Genomic DNA, 18,501 nt, shown 5'->3' on the forward strand with positions numbered 1-18,501 from the left:
TCGACTCAGGTTGGATCGGTGAAAACCGGATGACAGCAGGCTCATGGGTTCCGGACGCCGCTGCATTTCTCAGCAGCGACCTCAGCAGTTCTTTCGGCGGGGTTGAGTTTCAGATTGCGGCGTCGCAGGTTTTTGCGAGCTCCGGCATTGCCGTGTCCTGGACCGACGGACCGCCGCTCTATGCCGTCGAAATCGTCGTGGCCCGGTCGGCCTGCCGGTTCGAGTTGGTTCAATGGGGCGCCCAGACTAGTCAGGTCGCGGGCATCGTGACCAAGAGGCGCACTATGAGCCCGCATGCCGAGGCAAAGATCCTGAGTTTGCTGGCGGATGCCCTGGGAACGCATGAACTGGATGCCGAGCACGTCCATCCAACCCCGCCGCTCCTGACCGAGCCGGGAGACCGCGTCGAAATGGGAACGGTCCCGGAATTCCTGGATCTCCTCTTTGAGCGAATGACCTTTTGCCGGGAATGCCCCGCTCCCACCTCAGGCGGAAATGTGCTGTGTCCCTGCATCAAACTCCGCTCCCAGCGCTGAGTTTCCGTTATGGTCCGGCCCGGGGCCGTTAGGAAACCGTGAGGAAAAGCTAATGCCCCCTTTCCAGGGGATCTACTCGTAAAGGCGCATCCGCGCCCCTGCCGGCTGTTGCAGCCGGCAGAGGAAACGATTTGATCCCTGGGGGTCCCCTTGCTTGACGTTCTAATTGTGCTGGGCATCGCGGCATTTTTTGCCGCCCTGTTCCTGAGCATCCGGGCGGTGGAGAAGCTGTGATCTTCTTCGACTTCCTCGCGCTGGCCCTGGCGGCAGCCGCAGCATTTTATCTGCTCGCGGCACTGATCCGGCCGGAGCGTTTCTGATGGGCGTTTGGCCGGCCGTGGCATCCTTCCTGGCGGTCGCACTGCTGCTGGCGGCTCTTTACCGTCCGCTGGGCGATTACATGGCCCGGTTGTACTCCACGGACAAAAACCTGGCGGTGGAACGCGGGTTCTACCGCGTGATCGGCGTGGATCCCGGATCCCGTCAATCGTGGCAGTCCTACCTGCGCAGCATCCTGGCCTTCTCCGCCGTCGGACTCCTGCTCGGGTACGTGCTGCAGCGTACCCAGCAGCTGCTGCCCGGGTCGCTGGGTCTGCCTGCCGTACCTGAAGGCCTCGCCTTCAATACGGCGGCGTCATTTGTCGCCAACACCAACTGGCAGTCCTATTCACCCGAAGTGACGGTGGGTTACATGGTCCAGATGGCAGGACTGGCTGTCCAGAACTTCCTTTCGGCAGCTGTTGGCCTGGCTGTAGCCGTTGCCCTGGTCCGGGCTTTTGCGTCCCGGAAGGAAGCGACGATCGGCAACTTCTGGACGGATATGACTCGGTCAGTGGTGCGGCTGCTGCTGCCCATCGCCTTTGTCAGTGCGCTGCTGCTGCTTCTGGGCGGCGTCGTCCAGAACTTCAACGGCTTCACCTCCGTAACCGGCCTCGCCGGCGGCACCTCTACGATTCCCGGCGGTCCGGTAGCGTCCCAGGAAGCCATCAAGCTCCTGGGAACCAACGGCGGCGGATTCTTCAATGCAAACTCCTCCCACCCGTTCGAGAACCCGTCCGCCTGGACCAACCTGCTGCAGGTGGTGCTGATGCTGGTCATTCCGTTCAGCCTGCCGCGCACCTTTGGAACTCTGATCGGAGACCGCAAGCAGGGATACGCGATCCTGGCGGCCATGGCCACTATCTTTACCGTTTCCCTCGCGGCCATGACAGCCCTCGAATTCTCTGCTTCATCGGCCCTGGCCGGTTCCATGGAAGGCAAGGAGCAGCGGTTCGGCATAGCCGGATCCACCCTGTTCGGAACCACCAGCACGGCCACCTCCACCGGCGCCGTGAACTCGATGCATGACAGCTTCAGTCCGCTGGGCGGCATGATGGCCATGCTGAACATGATGCTCGGCGAAGTGGCTCCGGGCGGGGTGGGATCAGGCCTCTACGGCATGCTGGTCCTCGCCCTGGTGGCCTCCTTCATCGCCGGTCTCCTGGTGGGGCGCACGCCCGAATATCTGGGCAAGAAGATCGGCCCCCGCGAGATCAAGCTGGCCAGCCTTTACCTGCTGACCATGCCCACCCTCGTCCTGGCCGGCACGGCACTGAGCTTCGCCGTTCCGGGCATCCGCGAGGACGTTCAGGGCACGTCCATCTACAATCCCGGACTGCACGGTTTCAGCGAAGTGCTGTACGCCTTTACCTCGGCGGCCAACAACAACGGATCGGCATTTGCCGGCTTGACGGCGAACACACCGTGGCTGAACACGGCACTGGGCCTGGCCATGCTGCTGGGGCGGTTCCTGCCGATGATCTTTGTATTGGCGCTGGCCGGCTCGCTGGCCGCACAGGACCGGGTCCCGGTGACCGCGGGAACGCTTCCCACGCACCGCCCCCAGGCAGTGCTCATGCTCTGCGGCGTCACCGTCATTGTGACTGCCCTGACCTTCTTTCCCGTACTCGCGCTGGGTCCCCTGGCGGAAGGGTTGCTCTGACCATGTCCACAGTGACAAGCAAAACCGACAAGTCCCAGCTGGATCCGGGCTCACATCAATCCGGAGCACCCGCCGGCCGGGATACGGGCTCAACAGACCCGGCACCGGCCCGCGGCGGGTTCTCCGCCGCACAATTGGGTGCCGCTTTCCCCGGAGCCCTGCGCAAGCTCGATCCGCGCATCATGTGGCACACCCCCGTCATGTTCATTGTGGAGGTGGGCGCCGCGCTGATTACCGTCATTGCAGTGGCGGAGTCCATCTCCGGCGGCGCGGGAACCTCGGGCGGCAGCACGGTACCGGGCGCGTTCACCTGGCTGATTGCGGCATGGCTCTGGCTGACCGTCATCTTCGCCAACCTGGCGGAATCCGTTGCTGAGGGTCGCGGCAAGGCCCAGGCGGCGTCGCTGCGGGCGACCCGGACGACCACTGAGGCCCAGCGGGTGTCCGGCTACGATTCCACCGGCGATCCGTCAGCCTCCCGCACCCCGGTTGAACAGGTTGCCTCAGCCGATTTGGTGCTCGACGACGTCGTGGTGGTCACCGCCGGCGGGATCATCCCCGGCGACGGCGACATCATCGACGGCATTGCCTCCGTGGATGAATCAGCCATCACCGGCGAATCGGCCCCCGTGGTCCGCGAATCCGGCGGCGACCGGTCTGCGGTCACCGGCGGAACCCGGGTACTCTCGGACCGCATTGTGGTGCGGATAACCAGCAAGCCCGGTGAGACGTTCGTGGACCGGATGATCCGCTTGGTGGAAGGGGCAGCCCGGCAAAAAACGCCGAACGAGATCGCCCTGGACATCCTGTTGGCCACCCTGTCCCTGATCTTCCTGGTTGTGGTGGTGACGCTGAATCCGCTGGCCGGATACGCCGGCGCAGCGGTCAGCATTCCGGTGCTGGTGGCGCTGCTGGTCTGCCTTATCCCCACGACAATCGGTGCACTGCTCTCGGCCATCGGCATTGCTGGCATGGACCGGCTGGTCCAGCACAACGTGCTGGCGATGTCCGGCCGCGCCGTTGAAGCCGCCGGTGATGTCACCACCCTGCTGCTGGATAAGACCGGCACCATCACCTACGGCAACCGTCAGGCCGCAGCCTTCATCCCCGTGGCCGCAGCGGACCGGGACGAACTGATCCGTGCCGCCGTCCTGTCCTCGGCGGAGGACCCGACCCCCGAGGGCAAGTCCATTGTGGACCTGGCCGCCGGCATGGGCATTACACCGGTGAAGGATGTCGGCGCCGTCAGCGTTCCGTTTACCGCCCAGACGCGGATGAGCGGATTGGACTATCCCAACGGAACACAGATCCGGAAGGGTGCCGGCTCGGCCGTCATGGACTGGGTCTCGGAATCCGGCGGAATCGGCGTCGATGTACTGTCCGACCTGACCTACCAGGTGGACAAGATCTCTGCCGGCGGCGGCACGCCTCTGGTGGTGGCCATTCGGGAGGCCGACGGCGGCAGCCGGGTACTCGGCGTCGTGCACCTGAAGGACGTGGTCAAGGACGGGCTGAAGGACCGCTTCGCCGAGCTGCGGCGGATGGGTATCCGCACCGTCATGATCACGGGAGACAATCCGCGCACCGCCAAGGCGATTGCCGCGGAAGCCGGTGTGGATGACTTCTTGGCCGAAGCCACTCCGGAGGACAAGATGGCTCTGATCCGCAGGGAACAGGCCAGCGGCCAGCTGGTGGCAATGACGGGGGACGGCACCAACGATGCCCCCGCCCTGGCCCAAGCCGATGTGGGCGTGGCCATGAACACCGGAACGTCGGCAGCGAAGGAAGCCGGCAACATGGTGGACCTGGACTCGGACCCCACCAAGCTGATCGATATTGTCCGGATCGGCAAGCAGCTGCTGATCACCCGCGGGGCACTGACCACGTTCTCGATCGCCAATGACGTGGCCAAATACTTCGCGATTATTCCTGCCATGTTCATGGGTGTTTTTCCGGGACTGGCCGTCCTGAACGTCATGGGCCTGCATTCTCCGGCGTCGGCAATCCTCTCCGCGGTCATCTTCAATGCCCTGGTGATCATTGCCCTGATTCCGCTGGCGCTGCGCGGCGTGAAGTACCGGGCCGCCGGCGCTTCAGCGGTGCTGACCCGGAACCTGCTGGTCTTCGGTGTGGGCGGGGTAGTGGCACCGTTCGTCGGGATCAAGCTCATCGACCTGGCCGTGACCCTGGTCCCGGGGTTCTGATGAGCGGCTCAGTGTTTTTGCACAACATCTCCAAAGACAACGAACAGGAAGCATCATGAGTACTGCACGAACATCGTCCCGTCAGCTGGGAGTGGCCGTCAGGGCCGTTGGGGTCCTGACCCTGGCCCTGGGCCTCGTCTATCCGCTGGCCGTCACGGGTTTTGGCCAGGTGGTGGCGAATCATCAGGCCAATGGCTCGGAGGTCACCGTGAACGGGCAGACGGTGGGATCTGCCCTGATTGGCCAGTCCTTCACCGATGAAAACGGCGCTGCCCTGCCACAGTGGTTCCAATCCCGGCCTTCTGCCGCCGGTGACGGATACGACGGCGGTGCCTCCAGCGGCTCGAACCTTGGGCCCACAAACCCGGATCTGGCCGCCGCAATCGATGAACGCCTCACGGCCGCTGCAGAATTGGAGGGTGTGGACCCGGAGCAGGTGCCCGCGGACGCGCTGACGGCGTCGTCGTCGGGCCTGGATCCCCACATCAGCCCGGAATATGCCCTGCTTCAGGTGGACCGGGTGGCGGCCGAGCGCGAACTGGACCCGGTCGATGTCCGGGCGCTGGTGGAGTCCGCTGTGGAAGGGCGGCGAGGGGGAGTGCTCGGAGAACCGACGGTCAACGTGTTGCAGCTCAATATTGCTCTCTTGGAGTTGGACACTTAGAGGATGACACGAGGACAACTCCGGGTTTTCCTGGGCGCTGCGCCCGGAGTCGGCAAGACGTACACCATGCTCGAAGAGGGGCGTCGACTGAGGGACGAGGGCAGGGACGTGGCGGTGGCGGTGGTGGAAACCCACGGCCGCGCCGCCACGGCCGCCATGGCCGAGGGCCTGGAAACGGTTCCTCCGGTACAGGTAAATCACCGCGGGCTGCTGCTGTCCGAGCTTGACCTGGCCGGGGTGCTGGCCCGCCGTCCGGAGTATGCGCTGGTGGATGAACTGGCCCACACCAACGCCCCGGGACTGGCCCATGCCAAGCGCTGGCAGGATGTCCAGGCACTCCTGGACGCCGGCATCAACGTCCTGTCCACCGTCAATATTCAGCACATTGAATCCCTGAACGACGTGATTGAACAAATCACCGGCACCGTCCAGCGCGAAACGGTTCCGGATTCTGTGCTGCGGTCTGCGGACCAGGTGGAGTTGGTGGACATTGCGCCGCAGCTGCTGCGAGGGCGGCTTTCACAGGGCATCATCTACCCTGCCGGGCGGGTGGACGCCGCGCTGTCCAACTACTTCCGGCTGGGGAACCTCACCGCGCTGCGCGAACTGGCGCTGCTGTGGCTGGCAGATGAAGTGGACAGCGCATTGAACCGGTACCGCGCCGAGAACGGGATCCGGAACAAATGGGAAGCCCGGGAGCGGGTGGTTGTGGCCCTGACCGGCGGCCCGGAAGGGCAGACCCTGCTGCGCCGCGGCGCCCGGATTGCCGCCAGATCAGCCGGCGGGCACCTCCTGGCCGTCCATGTGACCACCCCTGACGGGCTGCGGGACGGGCATCCGGGTGAACTCGCCGCTCAGCGGGCACTGGTGGAGAAACTGGGCGGAACCTTCCACCAGGTGGTTGGAAGCGACATTCCGCATGCCCTGGTGGACTTTGCCCGGGGAGTGAACGCCACCCAACTGGTCATCGGTGTCAGCCGCCGTCCGCGGCTCCAAGCGCTGCTTACCGGTCCGGGGATCGGCGCCACGGTGGTGCGCGAGTCCGGGGACATCGACGTCCATATCGTGAACCATTCGGCAGCGGGCAGGCGCCCCGCCCTGCCCAGGCTCGGCGGTGCGCTCACGGCCCGCCGCCGCCTGTGGGGGCTGGCGCTGGCCCTGGCGGGCGGTCCGCTCCTGACCTGGGTGCTGGTCACGATGAGTACACCGGAGTCCATCACCGGCGATGTGCTCAGCTATCAGCTGCTGGTGATCGTGGTCGCGCTGGCCGGCGGAATCTGGCCGGCAATGTTTGCTGCGCTCCTGTCCGGAATAACCCTGGACTATTTCTTCATCCAGCCCCTCTACACCGTCACTGTCGCCACCCCTGCCCACGCCCTGGCCCTGGTGCTGTACATCGTCAACGCCGTGCTGGTCAGTTATGTGGTGGACCGGGCCGCGCGGCGCTCCCGCACTGCCCGGCGTGCCGCCGCCGAGTCCGAATTGTTGGCATCTGTGGCGGGAAACGTGCTGCGCGGGGAGGATGCTCTGGCGGCACTGGTGGGCCGTACCCGCGAGGCCTTCAGCCTGGAGTCAGTGCGTTTGACGGCCGACGGCGGAGTACTCGCCGCCGCGGGTCCGGTGCCGGGCACGTCCCGAACGCCAGCCACGTCCCGAACGCCGGACCGTGGGGCCGCGGAAGCGGGCCCATCCCTGACCCTGCCGGTGGGGGAGCGGGCGGTGCTGGAATTGTATGGCCGGGACCTGGAAGCGGCCGACCGCCGGCTCCTGGCCGTGATCACCGCCCAGCTGGAGGCGGCGCTGGAATACGGCGACCTCACCGAGACCGCTGAAGGGCTGGGTTCCCTCGCTGCCGCGGACAAGGTCCGCACGGCGCTGCTGGCCGCCGTCGGACACGATCTTCGCCGGCCGCTCACGGCAGCCACCGCTGCGGTGACCGGGCTGCGCGCGCCCGATGTGAACTGGACGGAACAGGACCGCGCCGAGCTGCTGGCGACCGCCGAGGAATCCCTGGCCACTCTGTCGGGGCTGGTGACGAGCCTGCTTGATGTCAGCCGGCTGCAGGCCGGAGTCCTGGGTGTTTCGCTGGCGCCGCTGGATACTGCCGAAGCGGTGCTGCCGGCGCTGGAGGAACTGGGCTTGGGGCCCGCGGAAGTGGAACTGGAGATCCCTCCGGGCCTGCCGCCGGTCATGGCTGACGCTGTGCTGCTGCAGCGGGTGCTGGTGAACCTGCTGGCGAACGCCGTCCGTTTCTCTCCGGCCGATGCCAGGGTGGTGCTGGCGGCGAGCGCCTTCGCGGGCCGGGTGGAAGTCCGGGTCATAGACTGTGGGCCGGGGATTTCCCCGGAACGGCTGGAAGATGTGTTCCTGCCGTTCCAGCGTCTGGGAGACACCGACAATCTGACCGGGCTGGGTTTGGGGCTGGCCCTGGCCAAGGGCTTCATGGAAGGAATGATGGGAACGCTGGAAACCGAGGACACTCCCGGAGGCGGACTGACCATGGTGCTGTCCCTGCCGGCGGCTGCCGCTGCCGGGGAAACCGGGGCCCACGCCCGGGCCGCCGCCACAAACGAATCCGGTGCGGCATGAAAATCCTCGTGGCGGACGACGACGTCCAGATCCTCCGCGCCTTGCGCATCACCCTGTCGGCCTATGGCTACGAGGTGGTCACGGCCGCCGACGGGGCTGCTGCTGTCCGCAAAGCCGTTGAGGAGCATCCGGAGCTCATCGTGTTGGACCTGGGCATGCCCCGGCTCAGCGGCATGGAGGTCATTGAAGCGGTGCGGGGATGGAGCCGGGCGCCGATCCTGGTCATCTCAGGGCGCACGGATTCATCGGACAAGGTCCGCGCCCTGGACCTCGGGGCTGACGACTACGTCACCAAGCCCTTTTCCACCGAAGAGCTGATGGCGCGCATCCGGGCCCTGACCCGCCGGCACCCGGCCGTCCCGGAACAATCCGAAGTGGTGTTCGGCGATGTCCGCGTGGACCTGGCCGCAAAAGCCGTGGTGCGGCTTTCGGATGGATCCGCCATCCGTCTGACCCCCACCGAGTGGCGGCTGCTCGAAGCGCTGGTCCAGCACCCGGGCCGCCTGGTCAGCCAGTCCACCCTGCTGACGGAGGTGTGGGGTCCCGGAACCACGGACACCGGATATCTGCGCCTGTACATGGGACAGCTGAGGCGCAAGCTGGAGGCGGACCCCGCGTCTCCGGTGCATCTGGTCACCGAGCACGGACTGGGCTGTCGGTTCGTTCCGGCGAGTTGAGCGAGGCCCTTAGTTCCCGGCAAGGAACGTCCGGTGATAGTCCTCCAGGATGTGCCGGGTTGCGGCACCGATCGCGCGGTACTCGAAGTCGGTGAGATTCGCCAGGGACACCCTGGCGGAGGGCGCGACGACGTCGAACCCCTCCCCGGGCAGCAGCACCACTCCCGTTTCCGTGGCCAGGCGCAGCAGGAAGCGCAGCCCAAGGTCCGGGCGGGCGGTGAGCCAGTCCCTGAAAGCGGATCCGTAGAGCAGGCCACCCACTTTCTGCAGGTCGATCAGGCTGTAGTAGCCGACGTCGTCGGGGTTGGGGTCGGGGGTCAAGCCCATGCTTCGGTACAGAGTGGCGTAGCGGCCGCGGACCAGCGCCTTCGCGGCATCCTGGTAGCGGTCCAGCCGGTCCATGAGCCCGTGCAGGGCAAATAACACCATCTGCAGCTGCTGCGGACCGGACAGACCGGCGGTGTGGTTCAGGGCCACGGACCGGCTGTCCGCCACCAGACGATCGATGAATTTCAGTCCGGGGACATCCGTGGTGAGTGAGGAGTAGCGGGCTGCCAACCGCTCCTTGTCGGTCCGGGGCAGGGATTGAAGCAGTTCATCTATGACGTTCTCCTGCTGCAGTGCGATGGTTCCCAGCCGCCAGCCCGTGGCACCGAAGTACTTGGAGAAGGAATACACACACAGGGTGTTCCGCGGGCAGGCGGCGAAGACCGAGACAAAGTCATCGGCGAAGGTGGCATAAACATCGTCAGTGATGATGATCAGATCCGGCCGCTCCTTCTCCACCAGCCGTGACAGCCGGTCCAGGACCGCCTGCGGCTGCTTGGAGGAGGGAGGGTTGCTGGGGTTGACCAGACAGAAAACCTTGACGGCCGGATCCAGCAGTTTTTCCAGCTCGGCTTCCGGCAGCTGCCAGTCCTGCGATTCATCCATGGCCAGCTGAACCACTTCCAGCCCGTAATCGGGCAACCGCGGGATTTCCAGATATGGCGAGAAGATGGGTGTGGCAAGGGCGATTCGGTCACCGGGAACCAGGAGTCCGTTGACCGCAAGGCTCGAGAAGACGTAGCTCATGGCCGCGGTTCCGCCTTCGGTGGGGAAGACGTCGAACGTTCCCGCCGGGGCACTGCCGCCCAGAAGCTCCTGCTCCAGATAGGCCCGCAGCACCTCCTGTGTCTGTGGCAGCACCCGCGGCGGGGTCGGATAAATACACCCGAGGAATGCGGACACCATCTCCTCGAGGAACACCTCGCGGTTCAGGCCCAACCGATCATGGACGTAGCTCACTGCAGAGCGAAGGAACGGCAGGCCCACCCGCTGCGGATCGTTCACCACAAACGCGTTGAACCGCCCCAGCATCCCTTGCTGTTCTGGCAGCCCGCCAAACCCGCTGTCCAGGTACGAGTACGAACGTTCGGATTCAGATACGGCAAAGTCACCAAGGGCCAGGAAGGCGCGGCGCGGAAGGGTGGCCAGAAAATTTGGATTGCCGCGGCCTGCGTTCAGCATCAGCCGTTCGGTGTCCGAGGACGCAAGAGCGATCAGCCGGTCCTTGAGCTCAAAGGGGCTCAGGGCGGCCAGCGCGGTCAAGTCCTGCTCCCGGTTAAAGCTCTGGTCCTGGTCGGCAGGTTTCTTTTCCATCGTGCTCCTGTGGTTCGCTCAAGCGGTACCGGTCAAGAGAGGTTGTAGGCCCGGGGCAGCTTCATGCCCCGCTCTTCCATCACCGAACGCAGCAGGGTGGGATAGTCGGTGATGATGCCGTCAACGCCCGCGTCAATCAAGGCATTCATGTCCGCAGCGGAGTTGACGGTCCAGGGGATGACCGGAAGACCGGCCTCATGGGCGTCCCGGATCATCTCAGCGGTTACGGTGGTGGCGATGGGGGACAGGACGTCATATCCGGCGGCAGCCGCTGCCCGGGCCACCGAACCGTCGTAATCGTCTATGTCGATGCCGCCCAGCTGGGGCGCAGCTCCCGGCTGGCCCACGCCGAGTTCCGCGTTATCGCCGGCCAGGGCAACGAGCGTCAGCCGCGGTGCGATTTCTTTCACCAGATTCAGGGAGGACCAGTCAAAGGACTGGATGGTGGTGTGGCGCGCACGTCCGGAGGCTTCAACTTCGGCAACCACTGCACGGGTCAGGGCTTCCATTCCCGGGCCGCCCGCCTGGCCGTCCTCAACCTTGGTTTCCACGTTGAACCGGATTTTCCGTGCGTCGTAGGCGTCGGCCAGTTCGTAGACATCGCGGAGCTCGGCCATGCGGTTGCCCTGGACCACTTCCTGCTCCGGGAAGCCGGGGAGCTGCTGGAAACCGCAGTCCAGGGTCTTGAGCTGGGCGAGGGTCAGGTCCGCCACGCGGGCACCAACGTACGGGAACTGCGGATCGCCCGGCTGCGCCGGCGCAGTGTCCCGGCACTTCTCGGGCGCAATGGTGTCATCGTGCCACACCACCACTTTCCCGTCTTTGCTGAGATGGAGGTCCAGTTCCAAGGTACTGACGCCCAGCTCCAGAGCCTGCGCAAACCCGGTCAGGGACTCTTCGGTATATTCGCCGCGGCCACCTCGATGTGCCTGCAGGTCAAAGCGGGCCCTGCCGTTGTTCCAGTCCGGCGGGGTGCTCCCGCCGCCCTGGCCGTTGTCATCCCCGGGTTCATCTCCTGCACGCATCATCTGGACCATGATGTCAAAGATGCGGGTGTTCTCATAGACCCCGGTCAGCAGCTCGGATCCCGGCCCCGCGGCGGTTAGCGGAACGTCCAGGGCGGTGTGGCCGCCGGTACTCCAGTCCACCATGAACTGCTGCTCCGAGTTCGCCACGGGCAACGGTCCGTCCTCGGCCGAAGGACCGTCTCCGGACTCGTCGGGTTCCTCTCCGGGTTCCGGCACGTCCACGGATTCGATGGTCATGCCTCCGGTCTGATGATCGCCCACCACGATCAGCAGGGTGTCTCCGTCCTGTTCCGCAAAATCCTTGGCGAGGGCTACGGAACGGTCAAACTCGATTCCAGCCTCGATGGTGAGCTCGGCGTTGTTGACGTGGCTGAATGCGTCGATTCCCTCTTCCTCGACCATCAGGAAGAAGCCTTCATCCGCTGGGGACAGAACTTCCAGGGCCTTTGCCGTCATGTCCGTGAGGGGAACTGTGGGCTGGTACCGAGCGTCGACGTCGTCGCCGTACTGGAACATCTCCTCATTGGCGAAGAGGCCCAGCAGCATGGAGGACTCCGATTCCTGCAGACCGGCCAGATCCCACACGTATTCGTAACCGATTTCCTGGGCCAGTTCGACCAGATTACCTTCGGTGCCGGCGCTTTCCTCCGACGGATCTTCTGCGGGATTGTCCGGATGCCGGCCCGGATCTCCGGCGGGATACCAGTAATCCTCGCCGCCGCCCAGAATTACTTCCGGCTGGCTACTCTCCAGGAATTGACGGGCGATGAAGCTTTGTTCATCGCGGTCCAGCACGTGGGATCCGAAGGCCGCGGGTGTTGCGTCCGTGACATTGCTGGTGGTGACCAGCCCCGTGGATTTGCCCAGTTCCTCCGCCACCTCAAGCGCTGTGGTGACCGGCTGCTGATCGAGGTCGACGCCGATGGCGCCGTTGTAGGTCTTCACTCCGGTGGACATGGCCGTGGCGGCTGCGGCGGAGTCAGTGACGAACGTTTCCGGGTCCGCTGAGTGGGTGTGCACCCGGCCGGCTGCCGGCATGGAATCCATCTCCAGCTCTCCGGTCAGGCCCACCAGACCGAGCCGGATGGCTTCGCGCTGCCCCGGACCCATACCGTCTCCGACCATGAGGATGACGTTGCGGGCCAACGGCGATTCCTCGTCCGGTCCGCCGTGCCCTCCGCCCTTGCCGTGGTCCTTCCCATCAACCGTCGTTGCTGCAGGTTGGTGGTCCGGCAGCTGAAGTCCGGTTACCGGCCCGGTTCCGGTCAGGACGAGCGCGGCAATTGCCGCCGTCGTCACCGCCCACGTGCTCTTTCCCGCGTTTGCGTACCTCACAGCGACAACCTCCCAGAGTGCGACGGCGGCCGGCAGTGTACCGGCCGTTGGGCGCCCCCGATGCCCTGTGGCGTCAAGAGTCTGTATGCGGAGCGGAGGTGTCAAGAGAAAAGGAACATATTGCCATGCGTGACTGTTTCGGCAGGGACGAGCGTTCCATGAGGGATCGGATGCTGGCAGGCAACCGCAATTTTCGGAAACTGCTGGGCGGTTTGGGGGAGGGCGCCAAAATCCGTGCGCCCCTCTACGCGGTTCACGGCACTGGAGCAGTCGTCACCCAGCGCGGGTAATCAAACGGTTATAGACCGGGCGCCAATACCGGAGAGCATGTCATGCCCGGGTGGGCCGACCTTATGCATGCACCAGATGCGTGGGAATCGGGACTTCCGTGGCCGACCGTGTGTCCGGTGCGGAAACGGAACCCGTCATGTTCTCCCGTCGGTCGAGCTCCTCCGCGACGAACTCGAGCCGGAACCTGGTTTCAAGCTCGGTCGCTCCGTCTTGCTGATATTCGAAGCCGGCCTGCCGGTGGAGCTTGCTGTTGAGGATTTCCAGGGCGTCTGTCGTCAGCTCTTCGAGCTGCTCGGGAAACGAGTCTTGGGGGGTGAGTCTGCTGGAGAAAGTCATGGGTACCAATCAAGGTTGGACGAGCCGGCATAGTGCGGCAGGCGTCGATGAAGAGGAGTCCGGAGATTGCGTCCGCGGCCGCCGTGGCAGCCACAGACGGGGAAGCCTTGAGTAATGAGAGTTGTGGTCCGCAGTGTTCTCAACGGTCACTCTTCACTGTCGAGGATACCCGTAGCCGACGCCGTCACCTACGAGTTCCCGAATCGATCTTCGTGTCCCTCAGCCTGCCCTGCTTCACCGGCCGTTGTGTGGCTGTGGTGTGCGGCTGTGGTGTCAGACTTCCGGAGCCAGCATCGAGCGCAGCGTCCTGGCGTTGCGGACGGCGTGGCCCTCGCCGTCGTTGTTGAAATAGACGTACACGTCCTTATCCGTTAGCTGCCATTCGCGGATCCGGCCCGCCCACCACTGCAAATCACCGTCGCTGTAGGAGCCGGCATAAAGATACTCATGATCCGGGCCGTGCATCCGCAGATAGACGAACGACGCCGTCGCACGCAGGTTACACGGCAGGTGGGCTCCGCTCATGACGGTATACGCGGCGTCGTGCCGCTCAAGAAGGCCGTAGACATCGTCGGTTTCCCAACTCGGATGGCGGAATTCAACTGCGGTTCTTATCCCGCCGGGAAGGGAGGACAAGAAGTAGTCCAAGCGTGCGTCGTCGCGCTCCATGTTGGGCGGCAACTGAACAACCAGGACTCCGGCTTTATGACCCAGTTCCTTCCAGCAACGGCTGATCCTGCCGATCCACTCCTCGGGTTCGCGGAGCTTTCGCGCATGGGTCAGGCCTCTCGGTGCCTTGACCGAGAATTGGTAGTTCTCCGGCAGCCGGTCCCGATAGGCCGCAAAGGCCGGCTCACGCGGCCACCGGTAGAAACTCCCGTTGAACTCAACCGTGTCGAATTCTGCGGCATAAGTCTCCAGCCAGAGACGGTTCGGCACGCCGGACGGATACAGGACGTTCCGCCAATCGCTGTAACTCCAGCCGGAAGTGCCGATGTGCAGAGCCATGCCCCTAGCCTGCCTTGCCGTCTACTTGAACCTGCTTACTCGAACCGTGTGGGGTCGCCGGTGCCGTAGCGCACGATGTCAGGTTCGCCGCTCGAAAAGTCGATGACCGTGGTGAGGTCCGGAGGGCAGAATCCCGCATCCAGAACAGCTTCCACCTGGTGGTCCAGCCGTTCCTTGATTTCCCAGCCCTCGGTCAGGGGATCTTCTTCACCGGGCAGCAGCAGGGTGCTCGAGATCAATGGTTCGCCCAGCTCTTCCAGCAGGGCCAAAACGACCTTATTGTCTGGGATGCGGACGCCCACCGTTTTTTTCTTGGGCTGTGACAGCCAACGCGGTACTTCTTTCACGGCCGGCAGGATGAAGGTGTAACTGCCCGGAGTGACCGCTTTGATGCTGCGGAAAATATCATTGTCCATCTTCACGAATTGCCCGAGCTGCGCGAAGTCCCGGCACATCAGCGTGAAGTGGTGCTTGTCATTCAGGTGGCGGATGGACCGGATGCGGTCCAGTGCGTCCTTGTTGCTCAGCTGAGCACCGAGCGCATAACAGGAATCTGTGGGATAGGCGATCAGACCGCCGGAGCGCAGAATCGCGGCCACTTGGCCGATGGTGCGCTGCTGCGGATTCTCAGGATGAATGTCGAAATATCGTGCCATGTCTTGAGCTTACCGCTGGCCGGTTACGACGGTGGGAACGGTGATCAGAACGGCGGTGGATCGTCGCCGTAGTCAGCGGGACTTTCGTCTGTACCTCCCCGGCAGGAAGCATCGGGCCGAACGGGCTGCGCTGCGGCAACGCCAGTGTCGGGTCCTTTCGCCAGCGTGAGATGCGGGTCGGTGTGGTAGGCCCTTCCGCCGGGCGAGGTCCACTCGATGATTCCGGGTGAGTGTTGTCGGGCTTTCCAGAAGCCGCGGGTTTTGAACATGTGGTGCCGCCGGCAGAGGTGTTCGAGGTTGTCGTGGTCGGTGGTGCCGCCGTGGGACCAGGGCTTGGTGTGGTCAATCTCGGAAATGACGGCGTTGGTCCTGCATCCCGGGAATCGGCAGGTGCCGTCGCGGGCACGGAGCCACCGTTGCAGTCCGGCAGGGACTTTCCGTCGCCGGCCGACCCGCAAAATCTCATCGGTGCCCGGGTGACGTTCCACCGCTGTCCAGTGGGCTGCCTGCCGGGCAAGCCTGCGGGCGGTTTCAGGGCTGATGGGCCCGTACCCGTGAAGTTCAGCGGGCTGTTCATCGGCGCCGAAGAGGGTTTCCGCATTGATCAGGACCAGGATTTCGGTGCGGGCCCTGGCCCGGGCTCGGGCCTTGGCGTCCCTGGCGTCCTTGGTGCCGCCGTTGTCCCGGGTATCCATGATCGGGTGGTTGTCCGGACGATCATCAGCGCGGTTATCGTGGACGTCCCCACCTGCATCCCCACCTTCATCCCCAACCGCATCCTCGCCCTCGCCCTCGCCCTCGAGGAGGTCAGCCAGGATGTCCGCCCGCAGCGCATCCACAAGCCGCGGGTCCCCGGCAGCCTGTTCACCCCGCGCAGCAGTGGTCAACTGCGTGTAAATCAACTGGGCCCGGGCAGCCGGCAACAACGCCGACAACCACGACATCCCGTCCTCGTCCGGTGCCAAACAGACCCGGCGCCGCTCAAACGCCGTCTTGTGCCGGACGCTAATGGTCTCCGGATACGCCTTTTCCCGCATCCGGCGGGCCTTCACCCGAAACTGCGACGACGTCTGACCCGCGGCAGCCATTTCCAGCAGATCATTTTCAAAGCCAGCCAGCGCGGCCTCGGGGACATTCTGGGACTGGTCCAGCACGGTTTGCACATGCCCGTAACTGAGGGTGCCCGCTTCCAAACCAGCCAGCGTTGCCGTGTGGGTGGAACACAGCCGTCCGGCATCGCTCATGAGCATCTTCGCGGTGTTGGTAGGCAGATGCAGGATCGCGGCGGATTCCTCCGCAGCAAGACTGAACGTCAGCCCCGGATCCTCCCTACCGATGTCTTGGAGCAAGTCGTCGCGGAATACGGTCTCCATCCGGTGCAGCACTTTCGCTTGCTGAGCTTGAGCCCAGCGCATCAGGGAATCCAACCGTGACAGCACAGCCCCGGCTTCGTCCTGGCTCAGGGACTCTGCAGCCTGCAGAGCGAGGGATCCGGTGAACCCCTCACGGTAGGTGGGGCCGGGGTGGGAGACCTGCGCGGGATCGTACTGGGCAGGAGGGCTCCCGGCGGTACCTGGCTCAGCCTCGTAAACCGACAGGCTCGCGCCAGCAGCCTGTCCGGCACCGGTGGGTTCACCAGTGTCGCCGCGCCGCCGAGAAGATCCGTTCTGATCCATGTGTTCAGGCTTTCACCCGGCACTGACATTTCCGTCCCGAAAACAGCCCAAAAAGACCCAAAACAGGAGCTTTTCGGGGCCTTGAAATACCCGTCTTTTTTCTGCAACTACCTAGTTCCCGGCGGGACAAGACACGGGACAGGACACAGGACAAGACGGACGGGCCTCTCGCCCTTCCGATCCGAGAGAAAACGCGATGGAAAACCCGGACCGGAAGGGAAGGGATCTTCTCAGTAGAGCTTGATGGTGCCGCCGTCGGCCATCAGGGTCTGGCCGGTCAGGTAGCGCGACTCGTCGCTGGCCAGGAATGCCACGATCGGAGCGATGTCCTTCTCCGGATCGCCCAAACGCCCCAGCGGAACACCGTTCACAACCTCCTGGTACGCCTCGGGGTAAGCCTTGCTCCACTGGATAATGCCCGGGGTCAGAGCCACAGGGCTAACAACGTTGGCACGGATGCCGTCCGCTGCCCATTCGTTGGCAGCAGTCCGGGTGATGGCACGGATAGCTTCCTTGGCTGCGGCATAGGCAACCTGGTTGGGGAGGCCCTTGATGCCGGCCCCGGAACCAAAGTTCACGATGCTGCCTTGCGTCTTCTTCAGCTCGGGATGGGCTGCCTGCATCAGGTACAGGGTGGCCATGGTTCCGGTGCCGAAGGAAAGGTTCCAGATTTCCGGAGTGGTTTCCAGAATGGGGGCCTGCTTGGAGGCATGCGCGTTGTTGACGAGAATGTCCAGCTTGCCAAACCGCTCCACGGTTTCAGCCACAATCTCTGCGGAGCTTTCGGGCAGCGAGATGTCCTTGCAGATAAAGATGGCCTCACCCAGATCTGCCAGGTCCGCCACCAGCTTGTCGCCCTGTTCCTGATTGATGTCGACGATCGCCACTTTGGCACCTTCGGAAAGGAAGTGGCGGACAATACCCTGACCGATTCCGCCGGCGCCGCCGGTGACGATGGCCGTTTTGTTGCTGAGTTTCACTGTTGCTCCTTCTTAGCGGCGGACGGCGATGTTTGCACTGTCCGCAGATTTATCAAGATGCGGGCGGAAATACCGCGCAGGAAGCTGTCCACGGCAAAGTCCAGGGACCTGCGGGAAGCGTCATAGGTGATGCCGCGCCCCCGAAAAGCGGCGGCCAGGCTGTCGTCACCCGGGCCGTCGTCGTTATTCAGGCGTACGACGGCGTTGGGCCGGGACGGGCGGTGCACACCGGGTCCGGGGTTGGCGGCGAGGGCCAGTGTCGACGTCCCGATCACGATGGCGGAAATTCCCACCACGCAGTCGAAGCACTCCTCCGGAGCCAGCCCGGCGTCCTGCAACGCGCGAAGCAGATGCTCCAGCTCAGCGGTGGGTGCCAAGTCCAGCAGACGGCCGGGGCCCAGAACAATCTGCAGCAGCCAGGGATGCTGTACAAAGTTCTCCCACAGCGACGCCGCCAGATGACGGAGCATCTCCTGCCAAGAAGCCGGCGGCGGCGGGATAAGGCCGGAGTGCCGGGCAGTCTGGCCCGCCATCGCAAGCAGCAGGGAATCCCGGTTGTCAATGTGCCGGTACAGGGCCATCGCGGACACACCGAGAGTATCGGCAATTCGCCGCATCGAGACGGACTCCAGTCCTTCTCCATCCGCCAGGGTCACGCCGCACGCCGCTATGGCCTGCGCTGACAGCTCGGGGCGGCGATGCTCGGATGTCGACATGTATACAGCGTATACCTGAAACGTCTCGTTGTGCATCAGGGGCGGCTCGGCGATGTGATCTTCTTCTCAGGGCCGTGTCGCTGCCGGACGGGCGAGGACCGGTGAAATGCGCGCGGGCCAGCGAAAGGAGGGCGAGGTTGTACATCCGTAACACTGCTGCCGTCAAGACCGATCCACAGAAAG

16 protein-coding genes are annotated in these 18,501 nt (G+C 64.3%); 8 read left to right on the forward strand and 8 right to left on the reverse strand.

Going from position 1 to position 18,501, the window contains the following annotated elements:
- Positions 1–29: 29 nt before the first annotated feature.
- The 7 genes from MUG94_RS08375 (at position 30) to MUG94_RS08405 (ending at position 8,651) form a co-directional block, all read left to right on the forward strand.
- A complete protein-coding gene (locus tag MUG94_RS08375) occupies positions 30–536 on the forward strand; it encodes a hypothetical protein (protein ID WP_227907863.1) in 507 nt (168 codons plus the stop codon).
- 230 nt (positions 537–766) lie between these two features.
- Positions 767–856, forward strand: coding sequence for a potassium-transporting ATPase subunit F (locus MUG94_RS08380; RefSeq protein ID WP_227907862.1), 90 nt, complete (start codon positions 767–769; stop codon positions 854–856).
- Entirely contained in the window at positions 856–2,517 is a 1,662-nt protein-coding gene (kdpA, locus tag MUG94_RS08385; protein ID WP_227907861.1) for a potassium-transporting ATPase subunit KdpA, read from the forward strand. Before MUG94_RS08380 ends, kdpA begins: the two co-directional genes overlap by 1 nt.
- A gap of 2 nt (positions 2,518–2,519) precedes the next feature.
- Complete coding sequence (gene kdpB, locus MUG94_RS08390; protein WP_227907860.1) at positions 2,520–4,721, forward strand: potassium-transporting ATPase subunit KdpB; 2,202 nt, start codon at positions 2,520–2,522, stop codon at positions 4,719–4,721.
- 55 nt (positions 4,722–4,776) lie between these two features.
- Positions 4,777–5,385, forward strand: a complete 609-nt coding sequence (gene kdpC, locus MUG94_RS08395) for a potassium-transporting ATPase subunit KdpC (protein ID WP_227907859.1) — start codon at positions 4,777–4,779, stop codon at positions 5,383–5,385.
- Between the two features lie 3 nt (positions 5,386–5,388).
- Entirely contained in the window at positions 5,389–7,974 is a 2,586-nt protein-coding gene (locus MUG94_RS08400) for a DUF4118 domain-containing protein (RefSeq protein WP_227907858.1), read from the forward strand.
- Complete coding sequence (locus tag MUG94_RS08405; RefSeq protein ID WP_227907857.1) at positions 7,971–8,651, forward strand: response regulator transcription factor; 681 nt, start codon at positions 7,971–7,973, stop codon at positions 8,649–8,651. The genes MUG94_RS08400 and MUG94_RS08405 overlap by 4 nt, the downstream gene beginning before the upstream one ends.
- A gap of 9 nt (positions 8,652–8,660) precedes the next feature.
- On the opposite strand, the gene MUG94_RS08410 is transcribed toward MUG94_RS08405, so the two are convergent.
- Together MUG94_RS08410 and MUG94_RS08415 are read right to left on the reverse strand one after the other, a co-directional pair.
- Positions 8,661–10,292, reverse strand: a complete 1,632-nt coding sequence (locus MUG94_RS08410) for a bifunctional aspartate transaminase/aspartate 4-decarboxylase (RefSeq protein ID WP_227907856.1) — start codon at positions 10,290–10,292, stop codon at positions 8,661–8,663.
- Between the two features lie 32 nt (positions 10,293–10,324).
- The gene (locus tag MUG94_RS08415; protein ID WP_227907855.1) at positions 10,325–12,655 is read right to left on the reverse strand and encodes an alkaline phosphatase; all 2,331 of its coding nucleotides are present in this window, start codon (positions 12,653–12,655) and stop codon (positions 10,325–10,327) included.
- Between the two features lie 125 nt (positions 12,656–12,780).
- Between MUG94_RS08415 and MUG94_RS08420 the strand changes: the two genes are divergently transcribed.
- Complete coding sequence (locus tag MUG94_RS08420) at positions 12,781–12,945, forward strand: hypothetical protein (RefSeq protein WP_227907854.1); 165 nt, start codon at positions 12,781–12,783, stop codon at positions 12,943–12,945.
- Positions 12,946–13,006: 61 nt separating this feature from the next.
- Here MUG94_RS08420 and MUG94_RS08425 read toward each other — a convergent pair whose 3' ends face one another.
- The 6 genes from MUG94_RS08425 to MUG94_RS08450 form a co-directional block, all read right to left on the reverse strand.
- Positions 13,007–13,282: a hypothetical protein gene (locus tag MUG94_RS08425; protein WP_227907853.1), complete on the reverse strand. Its 276-nt coding sequence runs from the start codon at positions 13,280–13,282 to the stop codon at positions 13,007–13,009.
- A 273-nt stretch (positions 13,283–13,555) separates the two neighbouring features.
- Positions 13,556–14,290, reverse strand: a complete 735-nt coding sequence (locus MUG94_RS08430; RefSeq protein ID WP_227907852.1) for a DUF72 domain-containing protein — start codon at positions 14,288–14,290, stop codon at positions 13,556–13,558.
- A gap of 35 nt (positions 14,291–14,325) precedes the next feature.
- Complete coding sequence (locus MUG94_RS08435) at positions 14,326–14,946, reverse strand: L-threonylcarbamoyladenylate synthase (RefSeq protein ID WP_227907851.1); 621 nt, start codon at positions 14,944–14,946, stop codon at positions 14,326–14,328.
- A gap of 44 nt (positions 14,947–14,990) precedes the next feature.
- Positions 14,991–16,622: an HNH endonuclease signature motif containing protein gene (locus MUG94_RS08440; protein WP_227907850.1), complete on the reverse strand. Its 1,632-nt coding sequence runs from the start codon at positions 16,620–16,622 to the stop codon at positions 14,991–14,993.
- 230 nt (positions 16,623–16,852) lie between these two features.
- A complete protein-coding gene (locus MUG94_RS08445; protein WP_227907849.1) occupies positions 16,853–17,602 on the reverse strand; it encodes an SDR family NAD(P)-dependent oxidoreductase in 750 nt (249 codons plus the stop codon).
- Positions 17,599–18,318 carry a TetR/AcrR family transcriptional regulator gene (locus tag MUG94_RS08450; RefSeq protein ID WP_227907848.1) on the reverse strand — a complete coding sequence of 240 codons (720 nt, stop codon included), beginning with the start codon at positions 18,316–18,318 and terminating at the stop codon, positions 17,599–17,601. Before MUG94_RS08450 ends, MUG94_RS08445 begins: the two co-directional genes overlap by 4 nt.
- Positions 18,319–18,501: the final 183 nt, after the last annotated feature.

Origin of the sequence: Arthrobacter gengyunqii (assembly GCF_023022985.1) — a bacterium.
GTDB classification, from domain to species: domain Bacteria; phylum Actinomycetota; class Actinomycetes; order Actinomycetales; family Micrococcaceae; genus Arthrobacter_B; species Arthrobacter_B gengyunqii.